Raw genomic sequence first — 20,995 nt, forward strand, 5'->3', positions numbered from 1 at the left:
TCGGTGAGTGACGGCGTCCGGGTCGAGAAGCAGGACTTCTCCGGGGTCAAGAGCATCGGCAGTCATCGGACGCTGCGGGGGTGGGAGCTGAGCGGGTGCCGGTTCGCCGGCTCCACCCTCTCGCAGTTCGACGATCCGGGGATGAACCTGGTGGTCCGGGACACCACGCTGACCCGCAGCGTCTGCAAGCAGTCGTCGCTGAGCGGCGTGCGGCTGGAGGACGTGCTGGTCGACGGGGTGACCATGACCGGCTCGCTGAACCTGTACGGCTGCGCCCTCCGGCACGTCACGTTGCGCGGCCGGGTCGGCACGTGGTTCGTCATGCCGCCGAACCCATCGCTGCCCGCGCCGGTACGGGCGGCGTTCGCCGCGGAGATCGAGCGGCACTACGCGGACGTCGACTGGGCGCTGGACATCACCGCGGCCGAGTTCACCAGCGCCCAGCTCCAGTACGTGCCCGGTGAGCTGGTCCGCCGTGACCCGGAGACGCAGTTCCTGCTGCGCCGGGCGGTGGTCGGCGCGGTGCCCCGCGCCGAGCTGCCGACATTCGCGTCGTTCGAGGTGAGTCGCTTCGAGACGACTCCGCTGGACTGCATCGTCGCGGTGGCGCCGAAGCGGTCGAAGGACTTCGCGGCGATCCTGGCCCAGCTGACCGGGCTGCGGGACCAGGGCCTGGCCGAGTGAGCTCGGCCATGCGGCACATCCAGGGCGAACGGCTTTCCGGTACGGACCGGGCCCTCGCCGAGGAGGAGCGGGTCCACTACGAGGACTGTGTCTTTCACGACGTGGACTGGAGCGAGTCCACGTTCACCGGGTGCACGTTCGAGCGGTGCGAGTTCGGCAACGTCAAGTTCAACGCGGCGACGTTCGTGCGTACCGCGATTCTGCAGTCGACGCTGCAGCGGTGCTCGTTCTTCGACGCCACGTTCGACGACTGCAAGCTGACCGGCACCACCTTCGTGGACTGCGGGCTGCGGCCGCTCACCGTGACCGGCGGGGACTGGGGGTTCGTGTCGCTGCGCGGGCACAACCTGAGCGGCATCCGGTTCGGCGCGCTGCGGCTGCGGGAGGCGGACCTGACCGGGGCGGATCTGTCGAAGACCGACCTGCGCGGGGCGGATCTCTCCAACGCGCGCCTGAAGGATGCCGTACTGAAGGGATCTGATCTTCGCGGAGCGGACCTGGACGGCACGCCGCTGCGCGACGTCGACGTGACCGGGGCGAAGATCGACCTCGGGCAGGCGGCGCACTTCGCCCGCGCCTACGGTGCCATCGTCAGTTGATCCGGCCCAGGACCACTGCGAGCGCGAGCATGGCCGCCGCCCAGAGGGTGACCAGGAGCGCGGCCAGGCGCCGGTTCGGGTGCTTCGCGGTGGCGAGGACGCCGGCGGCGGCCGGGAGGCCGGTCAGCGCGCCGAAGATGGTGCCGGTCCGCAGGGCCTCGGCGCCGTCCCCGGTCACCTCGGCGGGCCCGCAGTGGTGCCGGTCGCAGCCGGGCAGGAACCACAGCGCGACGACCGCGAGCAGGACGGTGACCACGATCAGCGCGATCCGGCCCGGCCGGCCGAGCCGGTCGGCGAACAGCCAGCACAGGAACCCGGTCAGGAACGGCGCGACGACGACCAGCCAGCCGGCCGCCGCCATCCCGGCCGGGGCGCCCCCGGTGACGTCGTGGATCAGGCCGATCACCCGGTCCCGCCACAGCATGCCGGCGACGGCGACGGCGGCGAACCCGGCGACGGCCACCGCGGTCCGGCCGAGATCGAGCAGCTTCTCCCGCACATGAGGCTTATTGGCCCGGCTGGTCTTCATCGCCTGGGATGGTAGAGGCAGATCACCGGTTCGGGGCCGCCCGGCGATCTTCAGCGGGCGGGCAGTACGCTCGTACTGCTAAGCATGTGTTTCGGGAGAGGAGCGCCGGCCGATGGCGAAAATCAAGGTCAAGAACCCGGTCGTGGAGATCGACGGCGACGAGATGACCCGGATCATCTGGAAGCAGATCCGTGAGCAGCTGATCCTGCCCTACCTCGACGTCAACCTCGAGTACTACGACCTGTCGATCCAGTACCGGGACGAGACCGACGACCAGGTCACGATCGACTCGGCCAACGCCATCAAGCGACACGGCGTTGGCGTCAAGTGCGCGACCATCACGCCGGACGAGGCGCGGGTGCAGGAGTTCGGGCTGAAGAAGATGTGGCGGTCGCCGAACGGCACCATCCGCAACATCCTCGGCGGCGTGGTCTTCCGTGAGCCGATCATCATGAGCAACGTACCCAGGCTGGTGCCGGGCTGGACCAAGCCGATCATCATCGGCCGTCACGCCCACGGTGACCAGTACAAGGCGACCGACTTCGTCGCGCCGAGCGCCGGCAAGATGACCGTCACCTTCACGCCGGACGACGGCTCCGCGCCGATGGAGTTCCTGGTCTCGGAGTTCCCGGCCGGCGGCGTCGGCATGGCGATGTACAACTACGACGCGTCGATCCGCGACTTCGCGCGGGCCTCGTTCCGCTACGGCCTGGCCCGCAACTACCCGGTCTACCTCTCCACCAAGAACACCATCCTGAAGGCCTACGACGGCCGCTTCAAGGACCTGTTCGCGGAGATCTTCGAGACCGAGTTCGCGGACCAGTTCAAGGAAGCCGGCATCACCTACGAGCACCGGCTGATCGACGACATGGTCGCCGCCGCGATGAAGTGGGAGGGCGGCTACGTCTGGGCCTGCAAGAACTACGACGGTGACGTGCAGTCCGACACCGTGGCCCAGGGCTTCGGCTCGCTCGGCCTGATGACGTCGGTGCTGATGACGCCGGACGGTCAGACCGTCGAGGCGGAGGCCGCGCACGGCACGGTCACCCGGCACTACCGGCAGTGGCAGAAGGGCGAGAAGACCTCGACCAACCCGATCGCGTCGATCTTCGCGTGGACGGGCGGGCTCAAGCACCGCGGCAAGCTGGATGGGACGCCGGAGGTCACCCAGTTCGCCGAGACGCTGGAGCAGGTCTGCATCGACACCGTCGAGGGCGGTCAGATGACCAAGGACCTCGCGCTGCTGATCAGCCGGGACGCGCCGTGGCTGACCACGGATGAGTTCATGAACGCGCTCGACGAGAACCTGGCACGCAAGCTCGCCTGATTTCTCGACACGACAAAAACCCCAACTTCTTCTTCGGTACGGCGGGAGCGGTGCTCCGGTCGTACCAAAGCGGGGGTTGGGGTTTTGTTGTTTTGGAAGATCCGACAAAGCCGGAGGTTTAGGGTCGTAACCACTGGGTATGACAGTTCGTTTGTCTCAGTGGTGCGGGTGGCGGGCTCGGGCTTGCCGCTCGCCGTCCCCTTCAGCGGGGGCCTTGTCCCGGGCCCCCGCTGGTCCCCCCATGCAAACGGCCCCGCCTGGGTCAGAGGCGGGGCCGTTCTGGGTCTTCTGCTCGTCGTGCTGCCGTCAGAGCGCGTCGCGCAGCAGCTGAGCGGCCTTCTCCGGGACGACGTCGCTGACGAACGCGCCCATCGCCGACTCCGAGCCGGCCAGGTACTTCAGCTTGTCGGCGGCGCGGCGGATGCTGAACACCTGCAGGTGCAGATAGCCCAGCTCCCGGCCCTCGCCGACGACCGCCTGGTGCCAGGCCGAGATGTACGGCATCGGCTTGCCGAACAGCCCGTCGAACCGGTGCAGCACCTCGAGGTAGAGCGGGCCGAACGCGTCCCGCTCGTCGCCGGTCAGCCCGGGCAGGTCGAGGACCTGGCGGTGCGGGGCGATCTGCACCTCGAACGGCCAGCGGGCGGCGGCCGGCACATAGGCCGTCCAGTGCTCGTTGGCGCCGATGACCCGGACCTTCGCCTCCTGCTCGGCGGCGAGCACGTCCGCGTACAGGTTCCGTCCGCCGGTCTTCGCGGCGTGCTTCGTGGCGGCCCGCAGCATCGCCTCGGTGCGCGGCGGGACCGTCGGGTACGCGTAGATCTGGCCGTGCGGGTGGTGCAGCGTCACGCCGATCTCGACGCCCCGGTTCTCGAACGGGAAGACCTGGGCGACGCCCGGGAGCTGCGACATCTCGGTGGTCCGGTCGGCGAGCGCGTCGACCACCGTGCGCACCCGGGCCGGCGTCAGCGCGCCGAACGAGCTGTTGTGGTCGCTGGTGAAGCAGACCACCTCGCACCGGCCGAAGCCCGGCTTGACCGGCACCATCCCGGTCAGCTCGGTGATCTCGCCGCCCGGCACCTCGCGGTAGCTGAACGACGGGAACTGGTTCTCGAAGACCACCACGTCGTAGTCCGGCGCGGGGATCTCGCTGGCGAACCGCGAGCTGGTCGGGCACAGCGGGCACGCGTCCGACGGCGGCAGGAACGTGCGGGTCTGCCGGTGCGCGGCGACCGCGACCCACTCGTCCACGAGCGGGTCGTAGCGCAGCTGCGAGGCCGGCGGGGGCGGTGGGAGCTCGCGGGCGTCCGCGTACGCCGAGCGGCCGGAGTCCGGCTTCTCGTCGAAGTAGATGAGCTCGCGCCCGTCGGCAAGGTTGACGGTCGAGCGGAAGAACGTCACTGCGGGTTCACCACCACGAGTTCAGGAACGGTTTCGGAGAGCAGGGATCGTGCGGTGGCGTCCAGGCCGTCGTCGGTGATCAGCACGTCGGCCCGTTCCAGCGGGACGATCGAGGAGATGCCGACGGTGCCCCACTTGGTGCTGTCGGCGAGCACGACCAGGCGTTCCGCGGCCTCGACCAGGGCGCGGTTGACATCCGCCTCCATCAGGTTGGGCGTGGTGTAGCCGGCCCGCTCGCTCATCCCGTGCACGCCCAGGAACAGCATGTCCAGGTGCAGGGTGCCGATCGCGGCCACGGCCACCGGGCCGACCAGCGCGTCGGACGGGGTGCGGGTGCCGCCGGTCAGCACGACGGTCTGGTCCGGCCGGCCGGCGCGGTAGAAGACGTCGGCGACCGGGATCGAGTTGGTCACCACGGTCAGCGACGGGACGTCGACCAGCCGCTGGGCCAGCTCGGCCGTGGTGGTGCCGGCCGAGAGCGCGATGGCGTCGCCGGGCGAGACCAGGGCGGCCGCGCGGGCCGCGATCGCGGTCTTCTCGTCGCGCTGGCGCACCGACTTGGCGGCGAAACCCGGCTCGTGTGCGGAACCGGGGCTGACCGTGGTCGCTCCACCGTGTACCTTCGCCAGCAGCCCGCGGTCGGCGAGCGCCTCGAGGTCACGGCGGATCGTCATGTCGGAGACGCTGTACTCCGCGGCGAGCTCGGAGACCCGGACGCCGCCGGTGGCACGGACCCGATCGAGGATCGCGGCCTGACGCTGCTGGGCGAGCATCAGCAATCCACCAACTTCGGTCGTGGTTTCCGCACTATTTCGAACACACTTGAACAGTACCGCGATTTCGGGTGTGCGCGAAAGAGTGACTTCAGATACCCCGGCCCCGTTTGTGCAGCGCTGAAAGGACATTCTCCACCTTCACCGCTCCGGTCATCGCGGCGAGAGCGATCGCCGTCCGCGGTTCCTTCCAGTTCGCCCGGACCGCCTCCTTGCTGAACTGCCACGCCTGGCTGCGGTTCCCGGTCGCCGCCGACCAGCACGCGAGCTGGCCGTACACCCGCGCGGCGCCCGGCCGGCAGCCACTGATCTCCGGGTGCCGCTGCATCATCCAGCGCAACGAGGAGATCTTCGTGGCGTACTCGTAGGCGTAGTGCGAACTGCGCCCCCATAGCACCTGCACCAGAGGTTCGTCCACATGCACGATCGGCGCGCGGCGGGCCGCCCTGAGCAAAAGGTCCCAATCCTCGTTCTGGCTGCCGGGCGCGTCCTCGGCGACCATCCCCATCGCGTCCTCGGCCAGCACCTCGCGGCGGACCAGGAACGACGACGAGTGCAGCATCGACATCCGGGAGCGGGCCAGGTCGTCCACGGTCACCCGGCTGTGGCCGGCCAGCCGCGGCGTGGTGCGGCCCTCGAACTCCACCTCGATCGCGCAGGTGGCGAACTCCGCGTCCGGCTCGGCCAGCAGCGCGGCCACCTGGCGGCGCAGCTTGTCCGGCAGCCAGCGGTCGTCGTCGTCGCAGAACGCCACCAGCTCGGTGTCCAGGGCCAGCACGCCGGTGTTCCGGGCGCCGGCCAGGCCGCCGGTCCGCCAGTTCGTCAGCACCAGCACCGGGACGTCCTCGGTGTGGGCGAGCAGATAGTCCGGCTCGGTCTGGTCGTAGACGACGACGATCCGCAGCTCGCCCGGGTACTTCTGGGCGCGGACCGCGGCGATCGACCGGCGGACCAGCTCCGGGCGGTTCCGGGTGGGGATGACGACCCCGACCGACGGCCAGTTCATCGCGCCTCCTGCTGTGCGGTTCGTCCTCGGGATGGGCGGCTCATCGGGCGTCGTCGGGGTTCAGCTGGTAGCCGTAGGCGCGCAGCATCGGGCCGCACACCGCGCCGACCAGGCGGCGCTGGGCGACCGGCAGCTTGCGCATCCACGCGTCGTCCTGGCGCAGCGGCAGCCGCCCCACGGTGAACCGCATCGGATTGCCGGCCGCGCTGTGCCCGACCCGCAGCCGGGCCTCACCGGGCCGGAGGAAGTCCAGATCGGCCGGCTGCAGCGTGAGCCCGGCGAAGTCGGCCAGCCGGATCAGCCCGGCCCGCGGGTCGGCCAGGAACTCCTCGTACCGGATCCGGCGCAGCGGCACACCCCGGCGGGCGAGCAGTCCGAACGCGGCGTTGTGCGCGTTCCAGAGCAGCGCCGAGCGGCCGGGGGAGTAGCGGGTCATCTCGTCCGCGCCGTCGGTCTCCGGGCGGGCGACCCGCTTCGTCCAGGAGTAGGCGACGCCGCGGGCGTCCCGGACCACGTGCACCACGCGCAGGTCGATGTCGCCGGCGGCGCGGAGCACGTGCGCCAATGCGGAATGCTTCGACGAATCGACGACCAGCTTCGCCCCGGAGACCTCGGCGGCGGCCGCATAGACCTTTGCATAAAAAGAGGCATATTCCCGTACGTCCACAGCGGGCTTGGCGGCGGATGCGAGCCGGGGGATGTGGCGGGTCCGCTCGACCGCGTCGCGCAGGGCGTGCACCCGATCGACGTCGACGTTCGCCCAGCCGTCGAAGGCGCTCTTGCCCACCCGCTGCCAGAACTCGCAGGCGGAGAAGCGCTCCCCGCAGCCGCACCGCTCGTCGTCCCGCAGGTCCCGCTGCCACAGGTGGACGACCTCGCCGAGCGCGCAGACCCCGGGCAGCTCTCCGAGCAGTCGTTCGACGAGCGTGGTGCCGCTTCGCCCCAATCCGCCCAGAAATAGCACTTGTGCCACTTTGGCCCGCCTTCACTCGTTTCGCTCTGGTAACGAGTGAAGCAGGCAAAAGGAGGCGTCAAGTGGTTATCGAGGCTTTCGAACGCGTGCACCTGGACGGCACGGGAATTGACCGGATCACCGAGGAGGAGGTGGTGGCGGTCGTCCGGGAGGCCCTGTCCCGAGGTCGGGGCGGGCGCATCAGCACGCCGAACATCGACATCCTGCGGCGGGCGGCGATCGACCCGGAGGCCCGCCGCCACCTGAACGACGCCGACCTGATCGTCGCCGACGGGATGCCGCTGATCTGGGCCAGTCGGCTCGGTGGGGCTCCGCTTCCGGAGCGGGTCGCCGGGAGCAGTCTGATCTGGACCCTCTCCGAGGGGCTGGGGCGGGACGCCCGCTCCGTCTTCATCGTCGGCGGCACCCCGGCCCCGCGGGTGATCAGCCCGAACGCCGGTGAACCGCACCGCGCGGAACTCCCCGCCACCCCGCGCAAAACCCCAGCCCCGGCCGGTGCCCCAGCCCCGGCCGCAGCCCCCGGCCCGGCCGCAGCCCCCGACTCGGCCGTTGGCCCCGCTCCGGTGCCGACTCGCGACCTCGGGCGCGGGCAGGCGGCTCTCACCGGGTCGACCGCGGAGGCGCCGATCGTCGGGTCGCGGCGGGTCGCGGTCGCCGGGGCGGTCACGGTTCGCGAGGTGCGGGCGTCCGGCGCGGTCCGTGCCGCGGTGCGGCTCGCCGCCGCCAGCCCGGGCCTGCGGATCGCGGGCGCGATCAGCCCGCCGTTCGGCTTCGAGGAGGACGAGACGTCCTACGCCGAGGTCTGTGATCGGGTCGTCGAGGCCCGGCCTGACCTGGTCTTCGTCGGCCTCGGCTTCCCCAAGCAGGAGTCAGTGATCGAACGCCTCCGCCGTGACCTCCCCGCCACCTGGTTCGTCGGGTGCGGAGCCGCGGTCAACTTCGTGGCCGGCGACGTGCACCGGGCCCCGCGCTGGATGCAGCGCACCGGCCTGGAGTGGGCGCACCGGCTGGGCGCCGAGCCGCGTCGCCTGGCCCGCCGTTACCTCCGCCAGGACGCCCCCTACGCCCTCCGCCTGCTGGCCCGGGCCCCCCGCCGAGCCCGCCGCACCTGACCAGCCCCAGCCCCCACTCGTGCCGCCGTGTGCCGCCGCCCCGCCGTGTGCCGCCGCCCCGCCGTGTGCCGCCGCCCCGCCGCGTGCCGCCACCCCGTCTCGCGCCGCGCTGCTCCTTTTTGCGCCGCGAGGCTTCTGCCTGCGCCGCGCTGCACCCGTCTCGCGCCCGGCCTGCGCTGAACCCGTCTCGCCTCCTGTCCCGGGGGTCACGGGGTGGCTCGGCCGCGACCCGTCGCCGAGCGGCGCCCGCGCGGACCGGCCAGGCTGCGCGGGGCGCGGCACCGGACCATGGCCGCCGACGGGGCGTCTATCAACGGCTGCCGGTACTCCTCCGGCTCATACCCCTCCTGCCAGGGGAACAGGTTGCCCGGATCGGGCCAGACCAGCTGCTGGAGGCGCAATCGCTCCCGCCCGTACCGCGCCAGCGCGGCGCCCGGCCACAGCTCCGCGGTGGGCCGGCCGGAGAGGATCACCAGATCCTGATCGACGATCACGTCGGCGACCCGGCGCCCGTGCCCGAACCGGGCCCCCTCGTCGTGCACCCGCCCGGCCACCTCGTTGAGGAGCTGATGCCCGAGATCCGGCGGCAGCCCCGCGATGATCAGCTCGGGGTGGCCGGCGGCGGTCAGCCCCACCGTGTACGCGAACGGGACCGCGTCGGCCGGATCCTCCTCGGACGGCACCACGTGCACGACGGCCCAGCCGAACTGCTGGATGATCTCGGTCTGCTCTCGGAAGTAGTCGGACATCACGTGACCCCTCGGCTCGGTCGGGAAGACTGAGCCCCACTATGGAACACGTGTACGACACTTTTGAGGGATCGAAAGCAGTACGCCCGTACTGTTAAAGTCGCCGAATGACCTTCCGCATCGATGATCTGCATCATGTCCAGCTCCTGATCCCGCCCGGCGGCGAAGCCGTGGCGAGATCCTTCTACAGCGGCGTCCTGGGCATGGCCGAGGTGGTGAAACCTCCGGTGCTGGCCGCGCGGGGCGGCTGCTGGTTCCGCGCCGGCGGCTGGGAGGTCCACCTCAGCCCGGTCCCGGACTTCACCCCGGCCACCAAGTCCCACCCCGGCGTCCTGGTCCGCGACCTCGACGCGCTGGCGGCGACGCTGAAATCCGCCGGTCACCCGATCGAGTGGGACCCGCACTTCCCGGCCCACCGCCGCCTCTACTCCGCCGACGGCCACGGCAACCGCCTCGAATTCCTCGAACCGGACCGCGCCCAGATCAATTCAACAGGAAATTGATCTACGACGTTGCTTGAACCTGATCATCGATAGTGGCGTGTACGTTGTTAGCGCATCGAGCTGAGTTGAGGTGTCGCGCGATTTGACCTGGTAGCCGAGGTGCGCGGGGAGCCGAGAATGGCGATCAATCCGAATCTTGCTGTTGATCTCTATAACCTCTTGAAGGCCGCGAAGGACAACTACCCGTCGGTCGCCTATCAGTACGCCCAGGCGCTTCAGTATGTCGACGGCACCGAGCGCAGCCTCACCTACGCGTTCCGCCGCCCGGACGTCCTCGGCGGCGGCACCTATGGCCCGGTCCTCCAGCCGTGGCGTGACCTGCGGGACGCCCTCTCGGACGCCCTCGGCGAGACCAGGACCAATCTGCTGGGCGTCGCCGAGGTCCTCGCCATGGCGGTGACGACCTATCAGGAGACCGACGACGCGGCGGCCGCCGCGTTCAAGGAGGTCCTGGCCCGCAAGGGCGAGCCGCACCCGGTGCTGGGGATCGGGTCATGAGCTTCGAGCAGCTGATGCAGCACGCCCACGACATCCGGGCCACCGCGACCGCGAAGGCGCTGGAGCAGCACGGCGTCCGCGAGGCGCCGAAACCCGGCGATCCGCCGTTCGCGCCACGCCCCGGCGAGGACGCGTCCCGGGCGAGCATCGTCGCCGGCTTCGCCGACATCGTGTCGCTGTTCGAGCCGTTCGCGATGATGCCCGATCCGGCGACGTTCGACGGGCCCATCCTGGACCTCCTGAACGGGCTGCAGTACCTGGCGGTCGGTGTGAAGCCGATCGATCCGATCACCGGGCATCCGCTCATCACCAACCTGGTCATGGACCGGGTCGGCGCATCGGAGAGCTATCTGGAGGAGTGGACGGGCGACGCGGCGGATGCCTTCCGATCAGACCTGGTCCACCCATTTCTGCTGATCGTGATGAACCAGCTCATCGGGTGCTCGGTGCTGCGCAGCGCTCTCATGGCCCAGCGGGCACTGTGGGTGAGCGCTCGCGAGGACATCGACAAGGTCGCCCACGCCACGCTCACCGCGCTCGACAACATGGGTCACTGCGGGCAGAACACCTGGACCATGAGCTGGACCATCGTGTCCTCCATCGCGGCGGTGGCGGCGGTGCCGATCTCGGCCGGCACTTCGTTGCTGGGGGAGGCAGCCGCGCTCGGCACCGCGACCGCGGTCACCGCGGTCGGTGCGGCCGGGCAGGTGGCCGCGGCGTACCAGGTCGAGCCGGAGAAGGAAACCACGTACCACGGCGAGACCGCCGAAGCCGTCATCGAGCAGATGCGCCACGGCGTGAACCAGGCGATCAGCGAGATCCAGCAGGGTGAGCAACTGATCGCCGCCGCGCTGCGCAGTGTGAGTGGAACCGTGCGGCAGAGCCGGCGGGCGTTCGTCGGGCCCCAGCCGAAGCTTCTCGACGCCACGTCGCGCACCGTGTTCGACGAGTGGTACCTGGGGCGTGCGCGATGAGGCTGCGGGACGCGCTGGAGCGCATGCGGGTGCGGGTGTCCGTCGCGGGTGGCGCGATCACCGGTGAGTTGTCCGACAACGACCGGGTCGAGCTCTCGTTCGCTCCCGGCTACTACGACCGGGTCTCTGAGCCGGCTCTGGAGGAGCACCTGGTGGCGCTGGCCCGGGTGATGCACGCCGAGTACGTCCGGCAGTACTTCCAGGCGGTCAGCGCGGCGTATGGACGGACGATCTCGAAGGATCCACCCGCCATCGGACGGCAGGACCGGGAGTACACCGCGCGGCGGGCGGAACTGGTCGCCGAGGGCCGCTCTGCGGACGACCGGATCTCCGTCACCGTCCGTGGAATGCGGTCCTGGCGGGTGCGGATCGCTCCGGGCACGCAGCGAGCGCTCGACGAACGGCAGTTCGCCGTGAGTTTCGGCGCGGCCGCCCACGCGCTGATCCGGGATCAGTTCGCCGGTGTTCGTGTCTTGAAGAACCATGTCTACGGCTGAGACGACGAGAGGTGCCATGACCCGGCTAGCTCGATGGGCCGCCGTGCTCGGCCTGACGTTGATGGCTTCGGTGAGCGGCTGCGATCGTGGATCGTCCGCCCAGCCGCCCGGGTGCGCGATCCCGACGGCCCCGCCGGCCGGGGCCTACGCGCCGTCCGGGAGCGCGCCCGGTGGTGGCGGCCTCGTGGTGGTCGATCATGGGTTCACCGAGGTCGGCGGCAGGTTCAACGTGAGTCTGGGCGGCTTGGTGCGCAACACCAGCGAGAAGATCGCCTACCGCACCGAGGTCCGGCTGCGGATCACCGACGGGCAGGGCCGGGACGCGGTCCACCCGTCGCAGGCCGCCTGGCTCCTCCAGGAGATTCCGGTGATCCGCCCCGGCGAGGTGGCGGCGATCGGAGTGACGCTCAATACCCGGACCGACGTGAGCCCGGATGAGACTCCGGACCGGGTGACCTCGTTCGCGGTGAAGCTCGGTTCGTCGACCTGGCTGCCGGTCGAGGACGGGGCGTGGTTCCCGGCTTTCCCGGTCACCGTTGAGCGGATCGAGCGGAACGGTGCGGCATCGGTCGACGGCGGAGTGCGGTACTCGGTCGCCTCGACGGCCTGCCGCCAGATGATCGCTCGGGGGACGGGCGCGGTCTTCCTCGACAAGTCCGGTGCCGTGGTCGGCGGCCTGATCGATGTGGCGGGGGGCGCGATCCATTGCGGAAAGTCCGGATTCACCGACAAGACCGTGGCCAGCGACATTCCGCTGGGCATCGACGAGGCGAAGACGGTGGTGACCGAGTACTGCGATGTCGCGAAGTCGCAGTGGGGGGTCTACCGGCCGTCCGGGGCGCCGATCAATTGAGTTTGCGGGCGTTGAAGTACGGGTCCTTGACCAGCGAGTGGAACGCGCCGAACGCCGCCCGGTCCCCACTCAACCGGAACTGCTGATTGGGCCCGTTCCCCGCCGGATCCGACTCGAAGTACGCGACCGCCTTGATCTGCCGGTTCGCCTTGAACGTCCGCTCCGCGTCCCGGAGCCACGCCGCCCGATTGGCCGACCCCCACGCCTTCGCCACCCCGAACTCGCCGATGATGATCGGTTTCGGGCGCTGGCCCGCCCACTGCAGGAACGGCCCCATCAGCTCCCCGATCGGCTGGAACGAGGCGCCGGCGTACACGTCCACGCAGTTCCAGTCGACCTGGTCGTCGCCGGGGTAGAAGTCGGCGGCCTCGCCGCGCTGGAAGCCCTCGGCGGTCGGGCACCACACCCAGGACACGTTGTCGGCGCGCTCCCGCTTGAAGATCGCCCGCACGTATTTCCAGGCCGCGATGTAGTCGGCGCCGGACCACATGGTCGCCCGCAGGTTGGGCCGGTCCATCTCCCAGCGCATCCGCAACAGCACCGGCTGCTTGATCCGCCGGATCGCCCGGGCCTGTTCCCGGATCAGCGCGTCGTGCTCGCCGTCCAGGATGGACCGGTTGTCGCCGGTCGCCCAGCTGATCATCAGGGATTGCCCCTGGGACAGGAACTCCTGATCGGATTCGGTCCCGACCATCTGGTCGAAGCGGCGGTACGTGTTCAGGATGTCCAGCCGGCGCCCGAGGGAGCTCTCCAGCGAGCCGACCGCGGCCAGGCGCCCGACGTGGGTCAGCTCCTCGGGCTTGATCCACGCCCCGACGTACGCCCCCTTCGCCGGAGGCGCGAACGGCCCGGCGGCGAACGGACCACCCTGCACCGCGACGGCCTGCGGCCGGCCGGAAAGATCCGGCGAGGGCTCCGGCGCCGGCTCCTTCTTGTCGTCACTGCAGGCCGCTACCAGCAGAAGTACGGCGATCAGTACGCCCGTGACCGCCCTACGCATGGACGCGCCGCGCCGTGTAGAGCACATTGACCGCGTACCCGTCGGTGCCGGGCAGGCGTTGCGCGGCCGCGTCGGCGAGCCGGGCCAGCCGGTTGTCGTGCAGCGACGGGGTGAGCATGGAGAAGCCGCGGCGTTCCACGATCTCGAAGCCGTGCCGGTCGAGCAGCGCCGCGACCTCCTCGTGGGACAGTTCGGCGAACCAGCGCCGGCCGCGGTGCCGCCGGGCCCGCAGGTGCCGGACCGAGCCGGCGTTGCCGTGGTTCTCCACGACCAGCAGCCCGGAGCCGCGGTGCGGCAGCGCCTTGGCGGCGAACGCGAGCGCCCGGTCCCGGATCGTCTCGTGCACGTTGAGCAGCAGCCGGAAGATCGTCACGATGGCCGGGAAGCCGGCCGCGACCGGGGTGGGCACCGGCCCGTCGGTGGGCACCTGGTGCCAGTAGGCGCGCGACCCGACCTCGGCCGCCTTCGCCATCATCTCGGCCGACGTGTCGTAGCCGTGCGCCTCGCGGACCAGTCCGTGCAGGGTCCGGATGGCCCGCCCGGTGCCGCAGGCGAAGTCGTGCTGGACCGGCGGGTGCTGGCCCTCGAACTCGCGGCGGACCAGCGAGCGCAGGTAGTCGCGCTGCCGCTCGTTGATCCGGGTCGCGTAGCTGTCCGGCGCGTACGTCACCGACTCGTACTTCTCGACCGCCTCGGTGTCCTGGAACACCTCGGTGTAATCGCTGGTCAACTCGCCTCCTAGGGGTTTCGTCGGGTGAACGCGCCGAGTTCGAGCCGGCCACGCAGCAGCCATCCGCCGGCGGCGAAGGCCGGGACGGCCAGCGCGACGGCGAGCGCCAGGCCGGCCGGCCCGCTCCCGAACAGGGCGGTCACCGCCCGGGGCAGCAGGCCGAAACAGCCGATCGAGAGCAGCGCGGCGGCCCGGGTGCCCGGACCGAACGGGTGCAGTCGGGTGCCACGGAAAACCTGGATCAGCGGCAGCAGGTTGTTGGCGACCATCGCGCCGGCCAGTCCCACGGCCGCGCCCAGCGCGCCCCACCGGGGAATCAACAGCACGTCCAGGCCGATCGTGACGGCCAGGGCGACCAGGACGTTGCCGAGGTTCAGCGAGGTGCGCCCGGCCATCGACAGAACCATGTCGACCATGCCGCAGCCGGTGGCGATCAGCATCGCGACGGCGAGCAGCCGGACCACCGGCGCCCCGGCGGTGTACTCGTCGCCGAAGAACCGCAGGTAGTACGGCGCGAACAGGATCACCAGCAGGCTCACCGGCCAGGTGATCAGGACCAGCCAGCCGGTGGCGACCTGGTAGAGCCGGTTCGCGCCGGCCCGGTCGCCGGTGCTCAGCGCCTCGGCCAGCCGCGGCTGCACGGACTGGGAGATGCCCTGGTTGGCGAACTGGATCAGGATCACGAACCGGCCGGCGACCGCGTAGACGGCGGCCGGCCCGAGTCCGCCGAGCGCGGCCACCAGCAGCACGTCGACCCGCTGCAGCGCGAGCTGGGCCACCGCGGCGAGCGCGCGCGGGCCGGTGAACAGCCAGAAGTCGCGGCGCAACCGGCGGCGTTCGGCCCGTTCCGAGGCCGCGCTCCGGGGGCGTCCGGCGAGGTAGAGGCGGCGGGCCGCGTACGCGGAAAAGATCGTGACCGGAAGGTAGGGGGCGGCCCAGGCCAGCGCGAAGATCGGCAGCGAAGCTGCCGCGAAGAGACCGGCCGCACCGACCGCGAGCAGTTGCAGGCAGCTGCGCAGGATCCGGTCCAGCAGCACGGTCGGCCGCATCGAGCGGTACCCGCGGGTCACCGTGAGCAGCACGTCGGTCAGGGCCTGGAGCGGGACGAAGACGGCCAGCACGCGCAGCCCGACGACGATCCCGGGCGCCTCGTGGGCGGTGAGCCGGGCGATCTCCGGCGCGGCCGTCCACACCACCGTCGCCAGGATCAGCGAGAACACGAGAACCGGGACCAGGCCGGTCCGCAGGCAGGCGCCGAGCAGGTGACTGCGGCCGGTGGCCCGCAGCCGGGCCGGCCAGTAGACCAGCCCGGTGTTGGTGCCGAGCTTGGCCAGGCCGCCGGCCAGCACGAACGCGGCGGTGGCGGAGAAGAACGCGCCGGCCTCGGCCTGTCCGAGGCGGCGGGCGACGACCCAGGTGACCAGCACGCCGGTGCCGCCGGCCAGCGCGGAGCCGGCCATGTTGGCCAGTCCGCCGCGGGCCGCGCCCCGGGTGCCGCGGCCGGGCGTGGCCGCCGGATCGGCGCCGGGCGGGGCCGGGTCGGTGAGCGAGCCGGCCGTCACCGGCGGCGCCAGATCGGCGTGTGCCCCAGCCAGCCGGCGAGCGCCTCGTCGTGTGACTGGTAGTAGGCGCTCAGGTCGTGGCGCAGTCGCGGGTCCATGTCGGCCTGCCGGGGGCGGGCGTTGTGCTGCTCGAACGCCGGTCGTTCCAGGTCCGGCGGGAGCCCGAGGAACCGGCAGACCTCGTCGTAGACCGGCTCCGGGTCGGTGAAGAAGCGCTCGCTCTCCACCACGTGGATGCGTTCGCGGCCGACGTGCTGGGCCATCACGCTGAGGTAGCGGGCGTATTCGCCGCGGGCCCGGTAGGCGTGGTGCTGATGGGCGAAGCTGTAGTACTCCGGGTCGCTGGCCAGGCGTTCCTCCTGCCGGTGCAGCCGGGCCGGTTCCAGCGCGACCGCCGAGCCGAAGTCACGCTCCGTCTCGAAACCCCGCGCGACCTCGTGGTGGTGCTGTGAGTAGGCGCGCTCCACCGGATCCCGGACCAGAACCACGAGCTTTGCGTACGGCAGGTCGTGCGCGATCCGAGCCACCGCCTGCGGGTGGTACATGTAGTACGGACTGGACTCGAAGGTCTGGGCCGGTACGCCGTACTTCTCGGCGATCCGCTCGGCCGACCGCCGGGCCGGGAAGTGCGCCCGGTACCAGTCGATCCCGCGCTGGTACGACGTGTCGAAGTAGTGCACGCCCTTGTGCAGCACGGCCTTGAGCACCACCGGGTGCGCGGCCAGCGCGCGGTAGAGCGAGGTGGTCCCGCACCGCTGGCCGCCGCAGATCAGGAACGACGGCAGCATCCGGTGATCCGAGGTGAGCCGGCCGTACGAGCGGGAGCCCAGGTGCACCACCCGCTTCATCGGGGCGGGCAGTTTGCGGACGTTCATTCCAGCTCCTCAACACGGCGGACGTTCATCTAGAGCTCCTCAACACGCCGGATGAGCACCGGCAGCAGCCAGGTGCCGAGCACGCCGAGCCGGGCGCCGGCCTCGGCCTGCCGGTCGGTCAGATAGCGCACGGCCAGGTCGACCAGGTACAGCAGCGCGGTCGTCTCGCGGGCCACCGGCGCCACCCCGAACGGGGCCAGCAACTCGTCGGCCCGCTTGACCGTGGCCTCCACCGCGGCCCGCGCGTCGCCGCTGGTCTGAATACGTTTCTGCAGCTCGTGGTGCACGGCGTCGAAGCCGAGCGGCACCCCGGTGGCGAACCGCTCCCAGTCCCAGACGAGCAGCGCGTCGGCGAGGTTCGCCATGTTCCACGGTGCCCAGTCGCCGTGCCACGCCCCGTAGCGCAGCGTGGTCTCGCCGCCGTGCGTGGCGAGCAGGTCGACGGCGGCGGCGAGCGCGGCGCCCTCGGCGCGGTCGGCGACCGCAGCCAGCCGGGCGCGCAACTCGTGCCAGTACGCGCTCTGGCTCAGCGGCCCGGTGGTGTATCCGCAGCACCCGGCGATGTCGAGCATCGCGGCGGTGAGCCGGCGCGGGGTCAGCGGCGCCCGGGGCAGCCACACCGGCAGCGCCGACTGGACCAGCACCTGCAGCCCACGCCACTGGCCGGCGTGCAGCACCCGGGGAATGGTCAGCTTGGTCAGCCCGCTGCTGCCGATCGCGTTCAGCGCGGCGGTCTCGGCGCGGACCAGGCGCTGGGTGAGCGGCCCGGTCCCGATCTTGCCGAAGGCGAACGTCTCGCCCTCGGGGGTGAGCAGCTGCAGCACCGGCTTGCGGTTGGCGCGCGCCGGACCGATGTGGACACTTACTGACAAATCGCGCCGGAGCGCGTCGCTCAGATATCCGTCGATGCTGGCCGAGACCGGGCCGGTGACCCGGATCCGGTCCCGGAACACCAGCCGGTCGGCGCGGGCGTGCACGGCGGCGACCACCGCGTTGCGCTTCAGCCGGGCCATCCGGGACTGCGGCTCGGCGTAGCGGCGGACGGCGGCCGCGGCGATCGCCGGGGACGCGTTCGGGACCAGCAGGCGGGGGCGGTGCGCGTTCGGCACCACCAGGTACTCCGCGATCAGGTTGCGCTCGCCGTCGTCGTCGCGCGAGGTCCGGCACGGCGGCGGATAGAGCAGCGACAGGACCTCGGTCAGATATTGGGTACGCAGTGCGGCGTCGCCCGCGGTCAATTCGGCGGGCGCGGTCTTTACCGGACTCATTCGTTGTCAGTCCCCTCGATCCAGTTGCGCCAGAGCAGCGCGTACGCCAGAACCATGAAGGCAAGCGGGGTGACCAGGGAGTTGTACCAGAGCATCGCGGAGAACGAGCTGACCAGCGCGGCGCTGCCGGCCACCCCGATCGCGCTGCGGTCCCGGCGGAACCGCCACAGGCCGTACCCGAAGAAGCCCAGATAGCCCGCGGTGCCCACCGCGCCGTGCGAGAAGAGCAACTGCCAGAGCTGCCCGTTGCCGCCGATGGTGAAGTTGCCGCAGCGCTCGCACTCGGAGCTCTCGCCGACCGTGATCGAGTTGCGCCCGCCGAGGGTGTTGCGGGTGCCGCCGTAACCGATCACCGGGGAGTCGGCGAAGCCGGCCACCGCCCGCTCGGTCAGGAACGCGCGGACGCCGTTCGACTTGCCGTTGTCCAGCCGGGCCTGCACGGTGTTGCCGAGCGGGGTGGCGGCCAGCGCCACCGCGATCGCCGCGGCGGTCACCGCCAGCGCGCCGAGGATCCAGAGCTGGCCGGCGAGCACGTAGCGGGCCGACACGTAGAGCAGGAGCACGCCGAGCCCGATCCACAGGCCCCGGTTCAGCGAGACCACCGCCGGCGCGACCGAGACCAGCAGGCACAGCCAGGCGAATGTCCGCTTGCGGCGGCTCGCGGTCGCCGCGGCGGCCACCAGCAGCCAGCCGACCAGCAGGCAGAAGTTGTTGCCCCAGGTGTTGGTGTAGCCCCAGGGCGCGGCCGGGCGCGGCGCGGCGCCACCGACCAGGTCCATGATCTGGGCGGCGTACGGATGCACCAGCGACCGCACGAACCCCTTGTCCCGGATCCCGTGCGGCAGCAGCCACTCCACCGGCGAGGTGAACTCGAAGTTCCCGGCCACCATCCCGAGCAGGCCGCCGAGCACGGTCAGCACGAACATGCCGGCCAGCAGCCGGACCAGGCGGCGTTGGGACAGCTCGCGCGCGGTCAGGTTCCCGGCGTAGAGCAGGAGCACGGTGAGCGACACGTACATCGCAAGTTTGTAGATGACCGCGGGCAGGCGGCCCGCCGCCCGCTCGACCACCGTGCCGCCGGGGTCCGCGCCGAGCGCGGCGATGCTCACCACCACGGCCAGCAGGAACACCACCCACCAGGTGAAACCGGGTGGCACGCGGAGCGGGCGACCGGCGGCCCGGCGCCGGATCAGCAGGAACAGCATCGGCGCGGCCAGCACCGGGAAGATCAGCACGCCCAGGCCGAGCGCCCACCAGAGCGGGTAGAGCAGCAGGATCCCGGCGACCGGCCAGGCCGGCAGGGTGAGGTCCTTGGTGGCGCCGCGGTCCGCCGGGCGGGTGGGGGTCGCCGGGACGACCGTGGTCACTTCTCGTCGCCGTCCGTGGCGCCCGTGCCGGACCGCTCGATGATCGTGGTCTGCTCGCCGGTCTCGTCGGCCGGGCGCTGCCGCACCGAGGTGGCCGCGACCGGCTCCTTCAGCGCGGAGATCTGCTGGGTGGCCTCGTCGATGATCGGCTCGTGGCCGGGCGACGGCAGGGCCACGGCCGGTTCGGCCAGGCTCCCGGTCCGCCGGGCGGTCAGCCGGGGCAGCACCACCGCGCCGAGCAGCCGGGTGCCGACCCGCTGCAGTTGCTCGGCCGCGTCGACCAGGGCCGGGCGGGCGGTCCGGCGCAGCTCGACCGCGAGGATCGCGGCGTCGGCGAAACTGGCCAGGCTCTGCGCGTCGGCGCTGCTGCTGGTGGACGGGGCCTCGATCACCACGTAGCCACCCTGCCGGCGCAGCGCGTCCAGGGTGTCCCGCAGCCGCTGCGACTGCATCAGCCCGGCCGCGGTGGCCGCGCCGCCGGTGGTGATCACCCGCAGCGACGGGATGCGCGGCGTGCGCTGCAGCACCCGGTTCAGGGCGACCCGGCCGGCGAGCATCTCGGAGAGGCCGGGCACGGCCGCGACGCCGAGCATGCGGGCCAGGGGTGCCGCGTCGACCACACTGTCCGGGAGGTGTGCGCCGATCAGGACGACATCGCTTCCGGTACGGGCGAGCGCCGCCGCCAGATTCGCGGCCACCAGCGTGCTGGCCGAGCCACGGCTGGTCCCGGTCACCACGATCACCCGGTCGTCGGCGTTCAGACTGGCCAGGACCTCGTTGCGGAGCCGGTTGAAGACCCGGCCGCCGGGGCCGTAGGGCTGCAGCACGTCGTCGAAGTGCGGGGTGGTCCGGCCGTCCAGGGTGGCCAGGACCGGTACGCGGCCCCGGTCCCGGACGTCCACCGCGGTGACCAGCCGCCGGTCGAACCGCTCCCGCAGGTAGGCCAGCGCCAGCCCGAGCAGCAGCCCGATCATCCCGCCGGTCGCGATGTCCAGCAGCGTGTTCGGGCTGGACGGCTTGTCCGGCAGGCGGGCGTCGCTGATGATGCTGCCGTTGTTGATCGTGGTGGTGGTCACCTCGTTCAGCCGGCCGGTCAGGCTGTTCAGCTGGTTCTGCGAGTTGCTGCGCAGGCTCATCAGGTTGCTCTCGATGGAGCTGCCCCGGCGGGCCTGGGACAACTTCGCGTTGATCCCGGTGAGCGCGATGGTGAGCTGCTTGACCTTCAGGTTCAGCGAGGCGATCTGCCGGTCCAGCGCGGACCGGGCGGTCTCCTCGCGGTTGCGCAGGTACGCCTCGGCGAACGCGTGCGACCCGGCCTGCGCCTTCAGCGGGCTGTCCGCCTGGAACGTGATCACCAGAACCGTGGTGTTCGCCGGGACCTGCACCGACACCGAGTGCGCCAGCTCCAGCGGCGACACGTCGGTGCGCAGCAGCGCGACGGCCTTCGCGGCGACCGCGCCGGAGCCGACCAGCTGGGCCTCGGTGTCCAGGTTGACCGAGCCCTTGGTCCGGCCGCCCTGGGCGTTGGTGTCCTGGTCGACCGCCTGCACCAGGACCGACGAGGAGGACTCGTAGACCCGGGGCAGGGAGTGCGTGACCGTGGCGCCGACGCCCAGTCCCGCGGCTGTCGCCACCAGGGCGATCCACCAGTGCCGGCGAACCGCGCCCAGGTAGTGCGCGACATCGGAGGACGGTGGGCGAGACGCTTCCATCGG

Annotated in this window: 22 protein-coding genes; 9 read left to right on the plus strand and 13 right to left on the minus strand. The window is 71.3% G+C overall.

What is annotated here, in order from left to right; genetic code table 11:
* Window positions 1–3: 3 nt before the first annotated feature.
* Window positions 4–684, plus strand: coding sequence for a pentapeptide repeat-containing protein (locus L3i22_RS03770; protein ID WP_221325608.1), 681 nt, complete (start codon window positions 4–6; stop codon window positions 682–684).
* Window positions 685–692: 8 nt separating this feature from the next.
* Window positions 693–1,283, plus strand: a complete 591-nt coding sequence (locus L3i22_RS03775) for a pentapeptide repeat-containing protein (protein ID WP_221325609.1) — start codon at window positions 693–695, stop codon at window positions 1,281–1,283.
* Here the strand turns inward: L3i22_RS03775 and L3i22_RS03780 are convergent.
* Window positions 1,276–1,812 (minus strand): hypothetical protein, encoded by a 537-nt coding sequence (locus L3i22_RS03780; RefSeq protein WP_221325610.1) that lies wholly within the window; start codon window positions 1,810–1,812, stop codon window positions 1,276–1,278. The two genes, L3i22_RS03775 and L3i22_RS03780, sit on opposite strands and share 8 nt — an antisense overlap.
* Before the next feature lie 112 nt (window positions 1,813–1,924).
* Between L3i22_RS03780 and L3i22_RS03785 the strand changes: the two genes are divergently transcribed.
* Window positions 1,925–3,139, plus strand: coding sequence for an NADP-dependent isocitrate dehydrogenase (locus L3i22_RS03785; RefSeq protein ID WP_221325611.1), 1,215 nt, complete (start codon window positions 1,925–1,927; stop codon window positions 3,137–3,139).
* 306 nt (window positions 3,140–3,445) lie between these two features.
* On the opposite strand, the gene galT is transcribed toward L3i22_RS03785, so the two are convergent.
* The 4 genes from galT to L3i22_RS03805 form a co-directional block, all read right to left on the minus strand.
* Window positions 3,446–4,540 (minus strand): galactose-1-phosphate uridylyltransferase, encoded by a 1,095-nt coding sequence (gene galT / locus L3i22_RS03790; protein ID WP_221325612.1) that lies wholly within the window; start codon window positions 4,538–4,540, stop codon window positions 3,446–3,448.
* Window positions 4,537–5,313, minus strand: a complete 777-nt coding sequence (locus L3i22_RS03795) for a DeoR/GlpR family DNA-binding transcription regulator (protein WP_221325613.1) — start codon at window positions 5,311–5,313, stop codon at window positions 4,537–4,539. The genes galT and L3i22_RS03795 overlap by 4 nt, the downstream gene beginning before the upstream one ends.
* Before the next feature lie 91 nt (window positions 5,314–5,404).
* Window positions 5,405–6,319, minus strand: coding sequence for a glycosyltransferase family A protein (locus L3i22_RS03800; RefSeq protein ID WP_221325614.1), 915 nt, complete (start codon window positions 6,317–6,319; stop codon window positions 5,405–5,407).
* A gap of 40 nt (window positions 6,320–6,359) precedes the next feature.
* A complete protein-coding gene (locus tag L3i22_RS03805) occupies window positions 6,360–7,292 on the minus strand; it encodes a sulfotransferase (RefSeq protein ID WP_221325615.1) in 933 nt (310 codons plus the stop codon).
* Window positions 7,293–7,354: 62 nt separating this feature from the next.
* Between L3i22_RS03805 and L3i22_RS53285 the strand changes: the two genes are divergently transcribed.
* Window positions 7,355–8,404, plus strand: coding sequence for a WecB/TagA/CpsF family glycosyltransferase (locus L3i22_RS53285; protein ID WP_255657927.1), 1,050 nt, complete (start codon window positions 7,355–7,357; stop codon window positions 8,402–8,404).
* 206 nt (window positions 8,405–8,610) lie between these two features.
* Here L3i22_RS53285 and L3i22_RS03820 read toward each other — a convergent pair whose 3' ends face one another.
* Window positions 8,611–9,153: a DUF4262 domain-containing protein gene (locus L3i22_RS03820; RefSeq protein ID WP_221325616.1), complete on the minus strand. Its 543-nt coding sequence runs from the start codon at window positions 9,151–9,153 to the stop codon at window positions 8,611–8,613.
* Between the two features lie 107 nt (window positions 9,154–9,260).
* Here L3i22_RS03820 and L3i22_RS03825 point away from each other — a divergent pair, with 107 nt between their 5' ends.
* From L3i22_RS03825 to L3i22_RS03845, 5 genes are all read left to right on the plus strand, one after another.
* On the plus strand, window positions 9,261–9,656 hold the full coding sequence (locus tag L3i22_RS03825; RefSeq protein ID WP_221325617.1) for a glyoxalase: 396 nt from the start codon (window positions 9,261–9,263) through the stop codon (window positions 9,654–9,656).
* Between the two features lie 117 nt (window positions 9,657–9,773).
* Window positions 9,774–10,154 (plus strand): hypothetical protein, encoded by a 381-nt coding sequence (locus L3i22_RS03830; RefSeq protein ID WP_221325618.1) that lies wholly within the window; start codon window positions 9,774–9,776, stop codon window positions 10,152–10,154.
* Entirely contained in the window at window positions 10,151–11,128 is a 978-nt protein-coding gene (locus tag L3i22_RS03835; protein ID WP_221325619.1) for a hypothetical protein, read from the plus strand. Before L3i22_RS03830 ends, L3i22_RS03835 begins: the two co-directional genes overlap by 4 nt.
* Entirely contained in the window at window positions 11,125–11,625 is a 501-nt protein-coding gene (locus L3i22_RS03840; protein ID WP_221325620.1) for a hypothetical protein, read from the plus strand. Before L3i22_RS03835 ends, L3i22_RS03840 begins: the two co-directional genes overlap by 4 nt.
* A 16-nt stretch (window positions 11,626–11,641) precedes the next feature.
* Window positions 11,642–12,478, plus strand: a complete 837-nt coding sequence (locus tag L3i22_RS03845; protein ID WP_221325621.1) for a hypothetical protein — start codon at window positions 11,642–11,644, stop codon at window positions 12,476–12,478.
* Here L3i22_RS03845 and L3i22_RS03850 read toward each other — a convergent pair.
* The 7 genes from L3i22_RS03850 to L3i22_RS03880 are packed head-to-tail and all read right to left on the minus strand — an operon-like array spanning window position 12,471 to window position 20,992.
* A complete protein-coding gene (locus L3i22_RS03850; RefSeq protein WP_221325622.1) occupies window positions 12,471–13,478 on the minus strand; it encodes a glycosyl hydrolase in 1,008 nt (335 codons plus the stop codon). The genes L3i22_RS03845 and L3i22_RS03850 overlap by 8 nt on opposite strands.
* Window positions 13,471–14,208, minus strand: a complete 738-nt coding sequence (locus tag L3i22_RS03855) for a class I SAM-dependent methyltransferase (RefSeq protein ID WP_221325623.1) — start codon at window positions 14,206–14,208, stop codon at window positions 13,471–13,473. The genes L3i22_RS03850 and L3i22_RS03855 overlap by 8 nt, the downstream gene beginning before the upstream one ends.
* Window positions 14,209–14,216: 8 nt before the next feature.
* On the minus strand, window positions 14,217–15,770 hold the full coding sequence (locus L3i22_RS03860; RefSeq protein ID WP_255657929.1) for a lipopolysaccharide biosynthesis protein: 1,554 nt from the start codon (window positions 15,768–15,770) through the stop codon (window positions 14,217–14,219).
* Complete coding sequence (locus L3i22_RS03865; RefSeq protein WP_221325624.1) at window positions 15,767–16,645, minus strand: sulfotransferase domain-containing protein; 879 nt, start codon at window positions 16,643–16,645, stop codon at window positions 15,767–15,769. Before L3i22_RS03865 ends, L3i22_RS03860 begins: the two co-directional genes overlap by 4 nt.
* A gap of 29 nt (window positions 16,646–16,674) precedes the next feature.
* The gene (locus L3i22_RS03870; protein ID WP_221325625.1) at window positions 16,675–17,913 is read right to left on the minus strand and encodes a hypothetical protein; all 1,239 of its coding nucleotides are present in this window, start codon (window positions 17,911–17,913) and stop codon (window positions 16,675–16,677) included.
* Window positions 17,910–19,280 carry an O-antigen ligase gene (locus L3i22_RS03875; protein ID WP_221325626.1) on the minus strand — a complete coding sequence of 457 codons (1,371 nt, stop codon included), beginning with the start codon at window positions 19,278–19,280 and terminating at the stop codon, window positions 17,910–17,912. Before L3i22_RS03875 ends, L3i22_RS03870 begins: the two co-directional genes overlap by 4 nt.
* Entirely contained in the window at window positions 19,277–20,992 is a 1,716-nt protein-coding gene (locus L3i22_RS03880; RefSeq protein WP_221325627.1) for a Wzz/FepE/Etk N-terminal domain-containing protein, read from the minus strand. The genes L3i22_RS03875 and L3i22_RS03880 overlap by 4 nt, the downstream gene beginning before the upstream one ends.
* Window positions 20,993–20,995 lie beyond the last annotated feature (3 nt).

This window comes from Actinoplanes sp. L3-i22, from assembly GCF_019704555.1.
Lineage (GTDB): Bacteria > Actinomycetota > Actinomycetes > Mycobacteriales > Micromonosporaceae > Actinoplanes.